We start from the raw sequence: 16,073 nt of genomic DNA, 5'->3' as shown, positions 1-16,073 counted from the left end.
AAGGCAAAACTAATTGATTCATGTTATAATCTTTAAACATAAGGACACTTCTTTCTGTTGGATTTGGTTGTGGTGACTCAATTTTAACAGAAGTTGTCCTTATTTTATTATTTAAAAGTTCAAAGCCGGTGAAATTTTACTTGTCGTAAAACTTCACCGGCTTTTTTAGTTCGGAGGAGGGTTTTGTCCCAGCCTCTTTTTATTGGATAAGATTATATTTTTGAACCTAGATAGCTGTCTAACCTTACACCTGGCATGCTCGGAGGCCCACAGGATGTAGGTCACATCGGCGAAGGTATGCGGACGTGACGCCTTTAGCCGATGTTCCTCTTGCCTCCCACAAGAAACCAAAGGCAGGTTTCTTGTGTGGGGCTCTCGCGATGAGAGTCACAGCGACGAAGATATGCGGACGTAGCGTCCTTAGTCGCTGTTCCTTACTTGCTGACCGCTTCCGCTTTTCGGTTCCCGCATGTCTCCTTTTTCATCGAGGTATTCTGAGTAGCATATTCATGATGAAAAAGGACCGGTGCCGGTTTTTCTTTTTAAAAAGAGGGCTGGACTTAATAGAAAAAGAATATAGTGTGTCAAACAGGCGGAAAGTGCGGTGACTGTTATACATACTTTAATTCAAGCTATTGAGGGAGAAAAATTGCCGGCTTTATTACTGGATGACTTGGTATTTGAAGAAAATTGCCGGTCAATTGCCGAGAAGGTCAATGGAAAGACTATACGCATTGCGACAAAATCGATGCGGTCAGTAGAATTGCTGAAACAAATCGAGAATTCTCATCAGGCTTATCATGGATTATGTGCTATACAGCGGGTGAGGCAGTATTTTTAGTAGAAAAAGGTTTGGAAAATTTTTAAAAATTAAGATTAAAGCATGGTCCTCAGGCAATTTTTATAAATGTGTACACATAACTTTTCTTCGATGAATGTGATGTTGATAAAATTAACTTGTAAAATATGTGAATAAAAATGTAAAATGTAGGAAATGGTAAATGATAATAAAAAGTTTACTAAATTCATATAGAGAGGAGATGATAGTTTGACCGTTATAGGAAGTGATACTCAAAAAGTGCGAAAAGGAGAGGAATTAAACAGCAGCAATCTAGTAAACTATTTACGCAATAATATAGAAGGATTACCGGAAGAGCAGCTGGAGATTACCCAATTCACAGCAGGCCATTCCAACTTAACCTACTGCTTAAAAATCGGGTCATGGGAAGCTGTATTAAGAAGGCCTCCATTAGGCCCTGTCGCCCCGAAAGCGCATGATATGGAGAGGGAGCATTTCATTATTAGCGAATTGAATCCGATATACCCGCCTGCTCCGAAGCCGATTTTATATTGTGGGGATTCCACGATTATCGGAGCGCCGTTTTTATTAATGGAAAGAAAAAAAGGTATTGTTCTGGATACGCATTTTCCGGGATACGTTCAGCCGGAAAATGAAGCTGAAATTGGAAAACAAATATCCGAATTGATGATTGAAAAATTGGTTAAGCTCCATCAAATTGATTATACCGATACAAAAATGCCTGTTGTCAGCCGTCCCGCCGGCTTCATGGAAAGGCAGGTCAATGGTTGGATCACAAGATACGAACGCGCTAAAACAGATGTTATTATAGGCGTTGCCGATTTGCAAAAATGGCTTCTTAACAATATTCCGATTTCCTCGCAGCCTTCGATTATTCATTATGATTATAAGTTGAATAATGCGATGTTCTCTCCGGACTTTCGTGAAATAATCGGTTTATTTGATTGGGAAATGGCAACTGTCGGAGATCCTTTAGCTGATTTAGGTGTTGCAATGAGCTATTGGGTAAAAGCAGATGATCCTGAAGGACTAGTTATGGCTTTCGGAAAACCGCCAATCACTATTAAAAAGGGGTTTGTCACTAGAATAGAAGCAATTGAGCTTTATGCAAGAAAGAGCGGCAAAGATGTTTCGAATATGCATTTTTATATGACTTTTGCCTATTTCAAGCTGGCTGTCATTTGCCAGCAAATTTATTACCGCTATAAAAAAGGGCAAACGAATGATCATCGATTTAAACAATTCAACATAACTGTCAACGCACTTATTCAACATGCCATTTCAGCCTCTGAACAACAATCCCTCCAATAAGCATCATTCAATTTAATTTGCAAAGGAGTAGAGTGAATTATGAATTTCGACTGAGGGAAACCGATAAGTTGCTTCACTGTATGAACGGAAGAGAGAGCGTTATGACTTTTATGTAAGCGAATTCAAAACCGAACAGCTTTCGGAAAACTGCTTTGTGCGGATGTAGCATTGAAAATTATCGACCGGGCAATTCAGGCATTTGAGGCAGCAGGACTCAGCAATGATTGGTCTTTAGCTGCTTCGTGGGCTAACATACGAACTTTGCGTCTGGCCGATGGACCGGATGAGGTACATAAACGGACAGTTGCGCGTCTTGAATTTAAAAAATAAATATAAGAGGTGGAAGCTATGCATGTAAATGAGCTATTTAATTTAACAGGGAAAGTAGCAATTGTGACCGGAGGCGGAAGAGGGTTAGGACTACAAATTGCGACAGGATATGCAGAAGCAGGAGCGCATGTTGTCCTTTGCTCCAGATCACTGGAAGCATGTCAAGAGGCTAGCGAGAGCATAGCAAAACTTGGCGTCGAAACGCTCGCCTTACAATGTGATGTTACGAATGAAGACAGCGTAAAGGAAGTGATCAAACAAACTATCGAAAAGTTCGGAAAAATTGATATTCTCGTCAATAACAGCGGTGCCTCATGGGGAGCGTCTGCTGAAGAAATGCCGATAAAAGCTTGGGAAAAAGTGATGAACGTCAACGTAACCGGGACATTCCTAATGAGTCGGGAAGTGGGAAAAGTAATGCTTCAGCAAGGACAAGGAAAAATTATCAATATTGCTTCTGTTGCTGGAATAAAAGGATCCAGTCCTGAAGAACTGAATGCGATTGGATACAGCACTAGTAAAGGTGCTGTAATCACATTTACGAAGGATTTAGCTGTCAAATGGGGACCGCGGGGAATTAACGTTAATGCACTCGCTCCGGGATATTTCCCGACAAAAATGTCTAAAGGAGTGCTAGAATCGAACGGCGAAAAGATATTAAAAGGTACGCCATTAAAAAGATTCGGTAGCGATGATGATTTGAAAGGCGCAGCTTTATTTCTGGCCTCGCCCGCATCTGATTATGTCACAGGAGTTGTTTTAGCGGTGGACGGAGGCATGACCGCTTAATATTTTAAAAGTCTATATTTTTGCAATCATTTAATAAGTGGGAATATAATAATTTTAACTGATCACAAATAAGGGGTATGAAAAATGATTGTAGAAATATGGTCGGACTTTGCTTGTCCGTTTTGTTACATTGGCAAAAGACGCTTTGAGGACGCTTTAAATAAATTTTCACATAAAGATCAAGTGAAAGTTATTTTTCGAAGCTATCAGCTTGACCCGCATGCACCAATTAACCAAACTCAAAATATACATTCGGCTTTGGCTGAGAAATATGGCATGTCATATGAGAAAGCAAAAGCGATGGGAGCTCAAGTGGTTATTCAAGCAAAAGAAGTTGGACTTGACTATCATTTTGATACGATGATTTTGACTAATACGCTTGCTGCCCACCGTTTAAGTCATTACGCAAAAAAACTCGGTAAAATGGAAGAAATGATGGAAAGGCTGTTATATGCCTATTTCACAGAATCGAAGCATCTTGGCGATTATGAAACATTGATCCGATTAGCTGAAGAAATCGGTTTGGACCAAGACGAAGTGAAGAAGGTATTACATGAAGATTTGTATGCAGAAGATGTTCGTTATGATATAAATACAGCTGCTCAAATCGGAGTCAGAGGCGTTCCATTTTTTGTTTTCAATGAAAAGTATGCAGTTTCGGGGGCTCAAAGTGCTGATGTTTTCCTAGAAGTGCTGGAAAAAGTATGGAGCGAACAGAAGACAGTACCTGAGATTATTGCGAAGGAAGATGAGACAGCTAATAACAAGACCGAGTTTTGTACAGGAGACTCTTGTCAACTATAAATAATTTAGTTGAAGCCGGGAAGACGCTCTTATGTCGGGCGCTGTTTCTCGGCTTCAATTTTTACATGTCTCTTATATAGAACAAAATGGTGGTTTATAGTATAGTATTGTAAGGTACATAGGAATTTTAATGTCAGGAGCTAACATAAATATGAAGTTAATTTCTTGGAATGTGAATGGCATAAGAGCTTGTGTCAATAAGGGATTTTTAAATTACTTTCATGAGATGGATGCCGATATTTTCTGTTTGCAGGAAACGAAGCTGCAAGCTGGGCAAATCGACTTGGAACTTGAAGGCTACGAACAGTATTGGAATTATGCTTTGAAAAAGGGCTATTCGGGAACAGCAATTTTCACAAAGAAGAAACCTTTATCTGTATCATACGGATTAGGAGAGCGTGAGGAAGAAGATGAAGGAAGGATTATTACATTGGAATATGAAAACTTTTTCATGGTTACAATGTATACACCTAACGCTAAGCGGGATTTATCGCGCCTTGATTATCGTTTGCAATGGGAAGATGAAGTAAAAGACTATTTAGTGAAGCTTGATGCTGTAAAGCCTGTGATTTTTTGCGGAGATTTAAACGTCGCTCATACTGAATTGGATCTTAAAAATGCGAAGGCAAATCGAGGCAATTCCGGTTTTACCGATGAAGAACGGGAGAAAATGTCTTCATTATTAGGTGCCGGCTTTGTAGATACATACCGCTATATGTATCCGGACAAGAGCGATAAATATACGTGGTGGTCATACATGAACAGTGTGCGAGAAAGAAATATCGGCTGGAGAATTGATTATTTTATCGTCAGTGAAAGACTGAGCGGTAACATTGTCAAGGCAGATATACATGACCAAGTATTAGGGAGCGATCATTGCCCGATTATACTGGAAATAAAATGGTAATGCAGGAGGAAAAGGAATTGTCAAACCAAAATTGTGAAAATGTAAACAATACAAAAATCGATTTCCAAGAAGCGTATGTGGAACGATGCGATAAAGAAACAGAAAACGTTTTAGCAGTAGAGGAAGCAAGCTTCTTAAATAATAAAATCTCTTATTTTAAAGAGCATAAAAATGAATATATGTACATAGAATTGGACGCATTTGAAGCTGTTAAAATTGATGGTTTAACACTTGAAATGGATGATGTATTCGGAACATACAGCGTCATGGCCGGCCTAAAACTTCAAAAGAAATGGGAAGCAGCAATCAAAAACTTCCTGGATGAAAATTTGAGTGGAGAAGGACCAAAATATTCTATGTTATTCAATCAGCAAGACGGCCTATGGGATTTAAATTTTACGCTGAATTATTTGACATCATTTGAAGAAAATGAGTCAATCTCAAAAGCTGTTCAAATCATCATTGATTTTCTTGCAACACTTAATAATCACATTAAGTAAAACAAGTTATGAGTTATAGAGGAAGTAGGGATTTAGTTGTCACAATTTTTATCTCTCGGAATATCCGGAGAATTGGTTCAAGCTTTAGAAGCTTTAAATATTACAACACCAACGCCGATTCAGGAGCAAGCTATCCCAGTTGCGCTTGAAGGCAAAGATTTAATCGCGCAAGCGCAAACTGGAACAGGCAAGACATTCGCATTTCTTTTGCCGATTATCGAAAAAATCGATGCAAAGAGCGAGCATGTTCAGGCGCTGATTGTCACGCCGACAAGGGAACTGGCATTGCAAATAACAAATGAAGTGCAAAAATTGATTGCTCATTTGGAAGATGTCAATGTATTAGCAGTCTATGGCGGACAGGATGTAGAAAAACAGCTGAACAAATTAAAGAAGAATGTTCAAATTGTGATTGCAACACCTGGAAGATTGCTGGATCATTTACGAAGAGAAAGCATCGATTTATCAGAAGTATCATTCTTAGTTTTAGATGAAGCGGATCAAATGCTTCATATCGGCTTCTTACCGGAAGTGGAGAGTATTATTGCTCAAACTTCAACTGAACGTCAGACGATGCTGTTTTCAGCCACAATGTCAGATGATGTGAAAATATTAGCGAAAAAGCATATGCAAAACCCGCATACCGTACAAATCGAGCGAAAACAAGGACCGGCTGAAAAGGTTCAGCAATTGGCCGTCCAGACGACGGATCGCGGCAAGCAAGGATTGCTTACTCATTTAATCAGGACACAACAGCCGTTCATGGCAGTTATCTTTTGCCGGACAAAGCGCAGAGTCAGCAAGCTGTTCGGCATCTTGAAAAGTGAAGGCTTTTTATGCGATGAGCTTCACGGCGATTTATCGCAAGCTAAGCGGGAACGCGTCATGAAAAATTTCCGCGAAGCGAAAGTGCAGCTTCTGGTTGCGACAGATGTAGCAGCAAGGGGACTGGATGTTGAAGGTGTAACACATGTATATAACTATGATATTCCTGAAGATGCAGAAAGCTATATTCATCGAATTGGACGTACCGGCCGTGCCGGAATGGACGGATTAGCTGTAACATTATTTACATCGAATGATCTGCCACTACTTACGGAAATTGAAAAAGAATTGAAAATCTCAATTCCAAAAGAACAAGTTGATTTGCCGAAAAGCGGCGATCAAAAGAAAAAAACATCAGTCAAGACAAAGGAAGAAAGCAAAAAGGATCGCAGAGAAGAAAATATTAAAAAATCAAAGCAATTCCACAGTTCTAAAAAAAGCGGGCCAAGTTCAAGAGGACGCTCAGGCAGTCGGAATTCCACTTCTTCCCGCAGTCAGCGAAAACGATAATAACAACAAAAGCGCAGGGCGCTGGAGCTGGACGTCGATCCATTTATTATCATTTCCTATAAAATCAAAAAGGTTTGTTTTAGGGATTAGTTTCTAAAGCAAACCTTTTTGAATTTCCGGTAATAATATTATGTAAACTTATTGGCAGTTTTGATACAATTTCCTAAAAAGCGAAATCCATTTGCCGTTATCTGTTAATATGATTCTAAAACAACTATGTTCTAAATACTCAATAGCTATCATAACAAAAAGTTAACAAGGCGTATTCTAATCATAATGAAAGAAATCGGCAATAATTTTTTGAAGGATAATAAAGAAATATGAAGAATTATCAGTTAAAATAAAGAAAACGAGTCATTTTGACATAGTTGTGGAAAGGTATGAGGAAAATGAGCGAACAGCAAAGCAGAGGTTTTTTATTGAAGCAGCGAGCCTTTTTAAAACTATATTTATTAGATATCATTGCGAAGCAAAAAGGCTACGGCTCACAAATGCTCGATGATTTGCGAAAAGAAATGAAAGAGTTCGGCTATAACCCAACCCATTCAGAAATCTATAAGACTTTGCATGAGCTATATAAAGAAGGGATTGTCACTAGAGAAAAGAAGATTAAAGGCGAGCCCGGCGTCGATTTTCAAGAAATAGTCATCTATCAGCTTACTGATTACGGCGTTGAAGAAGCAAAGCTTTTTAAGAAGCAAATGAAAGTCGAATTGGATCGCTGTGTTGGACTGCTGAATAAAGCACTTCATGATCACTATAAATAAAAACAATGGGCCGTCCTGCCAGGACGGTCTTATTATGGACTTTAGTCAGTTGAGCCTGAAGAAGGCGAAACAGAAAACCACCTGCTATGCGGGTGGGTAATAAAACGTTATACAAAATAACTCACTTTCAGTTCTATAATAGAGAGTGTTCAAGCCTCTAAAACAGAAAGGAAAGTGAGCATATTGGCCAATAAAGCGAATAGCCTTGCACATACCAAATGGATGTGTAAATACCATATCGTCTTCACTCCAAAGTATAGACGAAAAGTAATCTATTATCAATATAGAAAGAGCGTAGGTGAGATACTGAGAACGCTCTGTAAGTATAAAGGAGTAGAAATTATAGAGGGACATCTCATGCCAGATCATGTGCACATGCTGGTGAGCATTCCGCCGAAGATTTCTGTATCAAGTTTCATGGGATATCTAAAAGGAAAAAGTGCACTTATGATGTTTGATAAACATGCAAATCTAAAATATAAATTTGGAAACAGACATTTTTGGGCAGAAGGTTATTATGTGAGTACAGTAGGATTAAATGAGGCAACGATTAAGAAATATATACAAGAACAAGAAAAGCATGACATTGCCCTTGATAAGTTAAGTGTGAAAGAATATAACGACCCATTCAAGGGGTAGCCATGTAATACAAGTATCCCTTCAGGGGTGGCAAAAGTGACAAAGGCAATAGAGGCTTGAATGATATGAAAGCCAGCGCCTTGAGACGCTGGTCGGTAGTAGAGGCTTATAGCCTTTGTTCAAACCACCCTTTGGAAGGGTGGTTATGATTTCAGTCAATAAATAGGGTTAAAGCTTTAGTTATCTTGAGAAATTTTTATTTTTCAGATTGGGAGGTAATTATAAGAGAGAGTATGGTAAAATATAGGGGTAGGAGGGAGATGGATGCCGATTGATACGTTGAATTTGACTGTTAAGCTGAAAAAAGAATTATTTGAAATCATCGATGATATATTTTCTTTTTCCAATACATATTATGATAGCTTTATATTTGATTTGGACAATCATTTTCAGCAGCAAGAAAGCATGCAGGTTGAGCATTCTATGATTTATTATCCGCATCTGTATTGGTGGGCAGTTTTCTGTGCGCCACTTGGTAAAGACGGGAAAACAATTTTTGATTATTATTTGCATAAGCGTCTTTTTAAATTCAAAAGAAAAAGAGCGATTTTAAACATAGTTTTACAATGGAGAAATATCCATCCGAGTTTTTATGTACATGTTCATTCGCTCGATGAACGAGTGTTACTTGTGAAAGATTTATTTGACCATTCATATAAAATTGTTACTGTTTATAACAATAATTATAAAAAACCTGCCGGCAATCAACTGTTAACAGGGCTTGTTCTTCCGTTTGGAAATCGCTCATATTGTACAATTATTGATTTCTTACATATTTCTTCACCAAAGCAAAGCCTGGAAGAGGATCTCTTATTAATTCTTCGTCCGACTAAACTTTCTTTTGTTACCCCATCTGACCTCACAAGCAATTATCCGTCCTTTTTAGCACGTTGTATGAAGTCGTTAATAGAAGCACAAACTAATTAAAGAAACCTATTATTGACATTGATTTTAACTAGACGTTATAGTGATGTTGAATAAAACATTTTTGTAGTATAACTTTGGAGGTTTTTATGAAGAAAATTACCGTAGCTCTATTGCTAACATTTATTTCAGTCATCCTGTTTGGGTGCGGCGGTAACGCAAACGATGAAAAAGAAGTTTCACTATCAGAAACAATAGATAATATTAAAGAACAAATCGCAAGTGATCTAGAAGCCGGAGGTGTAGAGAATCCGCTTGTTGATGGGCAATTGCTAGGATACACACTGACAGATTTGACTTCAGATAGCGAAGAAGCGACTATGTATGCCGAAAAGTTAAACCTTGATTCGGAATTAATAAATGCTGGATACATATTAGTACCGATGATGAATGTTAAGTCAGATGAAATTATCTTGCTAGAAGCAAAAGATGAGGGAGAAGTCGAGTCGTTGAAGCAAGTATTGGAACAAGAATTACAAGCGCAAATTGATACTTGGGAACGATATTTACCCGATCAATATGAAAAAGTTAAAAAGAATGAGATTAAAACAAACGGAAGATATTTATTATATGTAACATATGATCATCCTGAGAAAATCGTTAAAATATTTAACGAACAGTTTTAATAACAATGTGAGACCTCTTGAAAGCACGTTCTTTCAAGCTGGTCTCTTTATTATGCAATGATGGAAGTGGTAGCTTGGTTTTCAGCTCTTTAACGTTTTTATTTTTCTTTTTGCCTTTCACGTTATTGATTTATTATATTTGTCCGACGAAGTGGAAAAATATCATTTTATTGATTATGAGTTTGATTTTCTATGCGTGGGGAGAACCGGTATACATTTTCCTTATGATTTTTTCTGCGGTATCTGATTACATACATGGCTTCTTTATTGCGAAGTTCCGACCGGTAGAACCGAATAAGGCAAAATGGCTTCTTATCTCTTCTTTAATCATAAATATTAGCTTATTATCCTTCTTTAAATACTGTGATTTCTTCATAAATAACGTCAATGCAATATTTGGGACAAGTATAAATGAGCTTCAGCTTCCTTTGCCGATTGGCATCTCCTTTTACACGTTTCAAACAATGTCTTACATAATTGATGTATATCGCGGGCAAGTTCAGCCGCAGCGAAGTCCGATTGCACTAGCAATGTATGTTGTGCTTTTTCCGCAATTAATCGCCGGACCAATTGTTCGCTACAGCCATATCGACCATGAACTAAATTGTAGAAAGCAGACTCTGACACTTTTTGCTGATGGTGTCCTTCTTTTTATTATCGGTTTAGGAAAGAAGGTGCTGATTGCCAATAACATCGGTTTATTATGGGAAAATATGAGTAGTCAAAATCCGGCTGAATTGACAGTGTTTGCAGCGTGGCTAGGGATTGTCGCCTTTGCTTTTCAAATTTATTTCGATTTCAGCGGTTATTCTGATATGGCAATTGGCTTAGGGAAGATGTTTGGCTTTACGTTTCCGAAAAACTTTGATTATCCGTATATGTCTAAAAATATATCAGAGTTTTGGAGAAGATGGCATATGACACTTGGCGGATGGTTCCGCGATTATGTCTATATTCCTCTCGGTGGAAGCAAACGGGGAAAAGCAAGATTGTATATCAATTTATTCATCGTTTGGTTTCTGACCGGTTTTTGGCATGGGGCAAGCTGGAATTTTATATTCTGGGGGTTGTACTTTGGTGTCATTATTGCAGTTGAGAAGGCTGGGCTATTAACACAATTAAATAAATTGCATCCGGTATGGCAAAGACTATATTTTATTTTCTTAATCCTAATTGGATGGTTGCTTTTTGCTTTCGAAAATTTATCAGCCGGAATATTATACGCGAAAAGCATGTTCGGAATTTTGAATAATAGATTATTCGATCAGCAGTTTTTCTATGATTTGTATACAAATATTGTTTTGCTTGTTGTCTGTGTGATAGCCTCAACTTCTTTATTGAAAAATAGCTATGAAAAAATATCAAAAAACAGACAATTAATCAAGTTGCTATACGTAGGGTATCTTACTTTAATTATCATCTTTTCTACTGCGTATTTAGTCGATAATTCATTTAATCCATTTTTATATTTCAGGTTTTAGTTAGGGTGCATGAGATGTCTAAAAGATTAGTTGTTATATTCTTTCTTCTGTTTTTTTTCGGAATCGGTTTATTGAATTTGCTAAAAGCCGATCAACATTTCTCGGAGTATGAAAAGCGTGAGCTGGCTCAAAGACCGGAATTAACGCTTGAATCCATTATTTCAGGAGACTACATGAAGGACTTTGAAGCATACGTCAATGATCAATTTATATGGAAGAATTCTTGGCTTAAAGCTAAGGCGCTTGCAGAAAAATTGATATTAAAACAAGAGAATAACGGGATTTTGATTGGCAAGCATGATTGGTTATTGCAACCGATTCCAAAGCCGTCAGAACAATTGCAAAAGAATATAAAGAGCATCAATCTTTTTAGTGAAAAAAATGAGAGTGTTTCGATGTATTTCTTGCTGGCGCCGACAAGCGTGGATATATATCGGGAGGAGCGGCCTTGGCTCGCGCAATCATACAGTCAAGCAAGCATCATCAAAAATGTTAAAAGTCAGCTTTCAGAAAATGTCTCATTTATTGATGTGTATGATACATTGCGACAGCACAACAATGAGCAGCTTTATTTCCGAACCGACCATCATTGGACAGCAAGAGGCGCGTATTATGCCTATGTGGAATCTTCGAAGATATTGGGATTGCAACCATTCGAGATGACAGACTTTAATAATGAAATTGTTTCTGAAAATTTCAAGGGCACTTTTTATTCTAAAGCGAATGCCTTAAATGTAAGGCCAGACTATATAGAAGCATTTTTTCCAACATGGAAGGCAGAATATTATCTGATCTATGACTTAGAAAAAGAGGAAAACTCTTTATACGAATATGAGCATCTTCAAAAAAACGATCAATATTCCTTCTTTCTAGACGGTAATCACAGCTTAGTGAAGATTGCATCAAACGTTAATAACGGCAGAAAAATAGCAGTTGTAAAGGATTCTTATGCACATGTCTTTATTCCTTTTCTCGTCAATCATTTTGAAGAAGTACATGTTGTTGATTTGAGGTTTAACCAGAGCAATCTTACTGTTTATCTTGCAGAGAATGAAATAAACAATGTTTTGTTTCTATATAACATCGATCATTTTCTAACTGATAGAAATTTGATTTGGCTGCAACAATAAATGAAAATCTCTTCGTAATAAATAATATTTCTAATACAATATTAAGTGTTTGGACAAGAAGCCGATATAAATTTTGATATGTTTTTTTGGGTTCTTGCAGTTCTTTCTATATTATATATATTCATTTTATGGGAGCAAAATATAATAAGTCTTCTAAAAAGTAACGAACCATTAGCATGATAAATTGGGAGGTTTTGTTTTGTTTTTTAAAAAAGAAGAGAGTAGCAAAGATTCAATGAATTTTCAGGAAGGAATCGGCAGTCTGAGCGTTGCTGCAGAGGGGCTGATCGCGAATCAAATTAAAATGATTCAGCTTACTGAGGAAGATTTGAAAATAGCAAGTAAACTTCAACCACTTATTATTGAGCGAATAGAGGAAATTACAGAGGCATTTTATAATAATTTAATAAATGAGCCTTCTTTGATCGACACAATCAATAAATACAGTTCTGTAGGGAAGCTGAAGCAAACGTTTAAGCAACATATAATCGAGATTTTTGGCGGAAAAATTGATGAAGAATATATTTCTAGAAGGATTAAAATTGCAAAGGTTCATGTAAGGATTGGCTTGCAAACAAAATGGTATATGAGTGCTTTTCAAAAGCTGTTTGAATTAGTAACATCAATTCTTAATCAGAAAATTAAACGAAGAGATGAATTCTTTACAGCAGTATGCGCTATTTCCAAGCTATTCAATTTAGAACAGCAAATCGTTTTGGAAGCCTATCAAGAAGAAGAAGAACGGAAAATCCAGAAGCATGAAGAACAAAAACAATTAATAATTAATGAGGTGTTAAACGAATCGCAAGAGCTTGCAACTATATCGGAAAGCGTTAAGAATTCATTTGACGAGCTTGACCAGAAATCGGATGAAATTTTATCGCATGCATGTAATGGGACGGAATTATCAAATATGGCCGATGAAACAGCAGATGAAGGCAAACATCAAATAATTGTTCAAAATGAAATGATGAATAATATTGTTGTTTCTGTAGATGATGCTTCAAATGAGGTTCAACAATTTTTATCGAACTTAACGGAAATGCAAAGTGTCGTTAATATTGTTACCAATATTGCCAATCAAACCAACTTGTTAGCTTTAAATGCTGCGATTGAAGCTGCACGAGCAGGTGAATATGGAAAAGGATTCTCTGTAGTCGCTTCAGAGGTCCGCTCGCTTTCGGAAGAAACAAAGAAATCTGTTCAAAGCGTTTCAGATTTAATTGACCAAATGAATAAGCAAGTGAAGCAATTGGCTGATTCAATCGAGAAAATTAAAGAAAATGCCCTTTTAGGTAACGAGTCGATGCAAAATGTTGATGCACAGTTTGAACAAATTCTGTCAACTATGAAGAAAAGTAAAATTCAAAATAGTAATATAGAAGAAGAAATGATTGAATTCGTTAAGGTACTTCATCAAATAGGAAACTCATTTGAAGAAGTGGCAGCATCCGCTAAGGATCTATCATTAATTTCAGAAAAAATTCAGCAATAATCTAATGAAAGGTGCTTGAAAAGTTGTATTAGCTTTTTGAGTATCTTTTTTTATGCTTAAATAGAGTATTAACGAATCAACGTCCAGTATCAGTACCAAACACCTATTCCACTTTGGAAACCTCCCATTGATAAGTCAACGCTGAAAATGTGGAATCGGCCTGCAAGTAAGGATCAGTGACTAAGAGCGCTACGTCCTGTACTAACGGTGCTGAGACTCTCGGTCTTATTCAGGTCGCTTTCCGCATGTCTCTTTTTCCATTGAAGTGAATTCAAGAGGCGGATTCAAAAATAAAAAAGGATTGGTGGCGGTTTTTCTTGTTGACTCTAACGTTACGTGATAGTTTATATTGAACATAGAGGGAGGTCGATAGTGATGAAGATAAAGGAAGTTGCTGAATTGGCAGGGGTTAGCGTGCGCACTCTCCATCATTATGACGAAATCGGGCTGTTGAAACCGGATGAAACAACTGAAACCGGATATCGTATTTATACGGAGGCTAATTTAGATACATTGCAGCAAATTTTATTTTTTAAAGAGCTTGGCTTTCCTTTAAAGAAGATTAAAGAGATTATGGGCAAATCGGATTATGACCGACAAAATGCGTTGCAAATGCACAAACAAATGCTGATTGATAAGAGACATCAAATCGACAAGATGCTTTTGACGATTGATAAAACGATTGCTCACACAAAAGGAGAATTGGCGATGACAAATAAGGAAAAGTTTGAAGGCTTTGATTTCAGCAACAATCCATATGAACAGGAGGCGCGTGAACGTTGGGGAAGCGATCAAGTCGATGAGGCAAATGCCAATATAGCAGGTATGTCAGAAAATCAGAAGCAACAGTTTAATGACATATTCCGTAAGCTGGCAGCGATTCGCGATTTGTCACCATCTTCAAAAGAAGCGCAAGAACTCATTAAAGAATGGTATGATATGCTGAATACAATCAGCAAATATTCTCTTGATGCATTCAAAGGTTTGGGGCAATTGTATGTATTGGACGAACGATTCACAAATAATATCGATCAATTCGGCGAAGGATTGGCAGTATTCATGAGTGAAGCGATGGCTTATTATGCTGATGCTAATAAGTAAGAAATAAGTTACCGGTCTTCAGCTATCTACGTTCAAAAATATTCTTTCTTAAGTAGAAAAAAGATCATTGTCTAATGGTAATTTCACTTTTTCATTGCATTCTTACTCTATTTACGAGTATAGTTAAACACAGATTGAAAAAATAGGGGAATGTCTGCATGAGAAAGTTTAAAAAAGTTTATATTGAAATTACGAATATATGCAATTTGAAATGCAATTTCTGTCCGAGTTCCAGCTTGAAAAGAACATTAAAATTCATGAACCTGGAGCAATTTACGCATATAGTCGAGAAAGTGAAACCTCACACGAATCATATATATTTTCATTTAATGGGGGAGCCGTTCTTAAATAAAAATTTAGGAACATTTTTGGACATTAGTGCTGAACATGATTTGAAAGTCAACATTACTACAAATGGAACGCTCATTCAAAAGGTGAAAGAGAAGCTTCTGGATAAAAAGGCACTACGTCAAATTAACATTTCGCTTCACAGTTTTGAAGCGAATGACATTAATAATGATTTAAATACGTACGTGCGAAACATTACAGAATTCATTAAAGAAGCTATGGAAACAACAGATGTCATTTGTGCGATTCGGTTATGGAATATGAGCACGGAAGAATTGAAGGCCAGTAATAAGCTGAATGATGATATTTTGACGATGCTAGAAGAACAGCTTTCTTTAAATATTCGTTTAAGTGAAGAGCTGCAAAACTCGCAAAATATTAAACTGAAAGATCGTGTCTATTTAAATATGGCCGAGAAATTTGAATGGCCGGATATGGATCGCGACGTCATCGATGAGAATGTATTCTGTTACGGATTGCGTGACCAAATCGGTGTATTAGTAGACGGAACGGTCGTACCTTGCTGTCTGGACAGTGAAGGAAACATCCCGCTTGGCAATATTTTTGAGTCGACTGTTCAAGAAATCATCGAGAGTGAGCGTGCTAAAAATATGTACGATGGATTTTCGAGAAGATGCGCCGTAGAAGAATTGTGCAAAAGATGCGGATATGCAAAGCGTCATAAGAAATAGTAAGAAAAACCGTCATCGGTCCTTTTTCATTCTTGATTTCACTCCCTGATATTACTTCAATGAAAAAGGAGACA

General features: G+C 37.2%; 17 protein-coding genes. All 17 read left to right on the top strand.

Annotated elements, in window-relative coordinates:
* Positions 1-604 precede the first annotated feature (604 nt).
* Positions 605-841, top strand: coding sequence for a hypothetical protein (locus IEO70_RS08875; protein WP_190998018.1), 237 nt, complete (start codon positions 605-607; stop codon positions 839-841).
* A gap of 207 nt (positions 842-1,048) precedes the next feature.
* On the top strand, positions 1,049-2,131 hold the full coding sequence (locus IEO70_RS08870; protein ID WP_190998017.1) for a phosphotransferase family protein: 1,083 nt from the start codon (positions 1,049-1,051) through the stop codon (positions 2,129-2,131).
* Positions 2,132-2,251: 120 nt separating this feature from the next.
* Positions 2,252-2,461: an acyl-CoA dehydrogenase family protein gene (locus tag IEO70_RS08865; RefSeq protein WP_190998024.1), complete on the top strand. Its 210-nt coding sequence runs from the start codon at positions 2,252-2,254 to the stop codon at positions 2,459-2,461.
* Between the two features lie 18 nt (positions 2,462-2,479).
* Entirely contained in the window at positions 2,480-3,250 is a 771-nt protein-coding gene (locus IEO70_RS08860; protein ID WP_190998016.1) for an SDR family oxidoreductase, read from the top strand.
* An 84-nt stretch (positions 3,251-3,334) separates the two neighbouring features.
* The gene (locus tag IEO70_RS08855; RefSeq protein ID WP_190998015.1) at positions 3,335-4,054 is read left to right on the top strand and encodes a DsbA family oxidoreductase; all 720 of its coding nucleotides are present in this window, start codon (positions 3,335-3,337) and stop codon (positions 4,052-4,054) included.
* Positions 4,055-4,205: 151 nt separating this feature from the next.
* Positions 4,206-4,961 carry an exodeoxyribonuclease III gene (locus IEO70_RS08850; RefSeq protein ID WP_190998014.1) on the top strand — a complete coding sequence of 252 codons (756 nt, stop codon included), beginning with the start codon at positions 4,206-4,208 and terminating at the stop codon, positions 4,959-4,961.
* Between the two features lie 17 nt (positions 4,962-4,978).
* Positions 4,979-5,461, top strand: a complete 483-nt coding sequence (locus IEO70_RS08845) for a branched-chain amino acid aminotransferase (RefSeq protein WP_206711542.1) — start codon at positions 4,979-4,981, stop codon at positions 5,459-5,461.
* A 36-nt stretch (positions 5,462-5,497) separates the two neighbouring features.
* Complete coding sequence (locus tag IEO70_RS08840; RefSeq protein ID WP_190998013.1) at positions 5,498-6,796, top strand: DEAD/DEAH box helicase; 1,299 nt, start codon at positions 5,498-5,500, stop codon at positions 6,794-6,796.
* 389 nt (positions 6,797-7,185) lie between these two features.
* Positions 7,186-7,563: a helix-turn-helix transcriptional regulator gene (locus tag IEO70_RS08835; RefSeq protein ID WP_190998012.1), complete on the top strand. Its 378-nt coding sequence runs from the start codon at positions 7,186-7,188 to the stop codon at positions 7,561-7,563.
* Positions 7,564-7,746: 183 nt separating this feature from the next.
* The gene (gene tnpA, locus IEO70_RS08830; RefSeq protein WP_190998011.1) at positions 7,747-8,202 is read left to right on the top strand and encodes an IS200/IS605 family transposase; all 456 of its coding nucleotides are present in this window, start codon (positions 7,747-7,749) and stop codon (positions 8,200-8,202) included.
* 264 nt (positions 8,203-8,466) lie between these two features.
* On the top strand, positions 8,467-9,129 hold the full coding sequence (locus IEO70_RS08825) for a hypothetical protein (RefSeq protein WP_190998010.1): 663 nt from the start codon (positions 8,467-8,469) through the stop codon (positions 9,127-9,129).
* Positions 9,130-9,215: 86 nt separating this feature from the next.
* Positions 9,216-9,752 (top strand): DUF4358 domain-containing protein, encoded by a 537-nt coding sequence (locus tag IEO70_RS08820; protein WP_190998009.1) that lies wholly within the window; start codon positions 9,216-9,218, stop codon positions 9,750-9,752.
* A 74-nt stretch (positions 9,753-9,826) separates the two neighbouring features.
* A complete protein-coding gene (locus tag IEO70_RS08815; RefSeq protein WP_190998008.1) occupies positions 9,827-11,233 on the top strand; it encodes an MBOAT family O-acyltransferase in 1,407 nt (468 codons plus the stop codon).
* Positions 11,234-11,247: 14 nt separating this feature from the next.
* Positions 11,248-12,363 (top strand): DHHW family protein, encoded by a 1,116-nt coding sequence (locus IEO70_RS08810; protein ID WP_190998007.1) that lies wholly within the window; start codon positions 11,248-11,250, stop codon positions 12,361-12,363.
* Positions 12,364-12,562: 199 nt separating this feature from the next.
* On the top strand, positions 12,563-13,858 hold the full coding sequence (locus tag IEO70_RS08805; protein WP_235973557.1) for a globin-coupled sensor protein: 1,296 nt from the start codon (positions 12,563-12,565) through the stop codon (positions 13,856-13,858).
* A 369-nt stretch (positions 13,859-14,227) separates the two neighbouring features.
* The gene (locus IEO70_RS08800) at positions 14,228-14,959 is read left to right on the top strand and encodes a MerR family transcriptional regulator (protein ID WP_190998021.1); all 732 of its coding nucleotides are present in this window, start codon (positions 14,228-14,230) and stop codon (positions 14,957-14,959) included.
* A 158-nt stretch (positions 14,960-15,117) separates the two neighbouring features.
* Positions 15,118-15,999: a radical SAM/SPASM domain-containing protein gene (locus tag IEO70_RS08795; RefSeq protein ID WP_190998006.1), complete on the top strand. Its 882-nt coding sequence runs from the start codon at positions 15,118-15,120 to the stop codon at positions 15,997-15,999.
* Positions 16,000-16,073: the final 74 nt, after the last annotated feature.

Origin of the sequence: Peribacillus faecalis (assembly GCF_014712675.1) — a bacterium.
GTDB lineage: Bacteria > Bacillota > Bacilli > Bacillales > DSM-1321 > Bacillus_AD > Bacillus_AD faecalis.
Note: the sequence above shows the minus strand (reverse complement) of the source record. Positions and strands in the feature narration are given on the sequence as shown.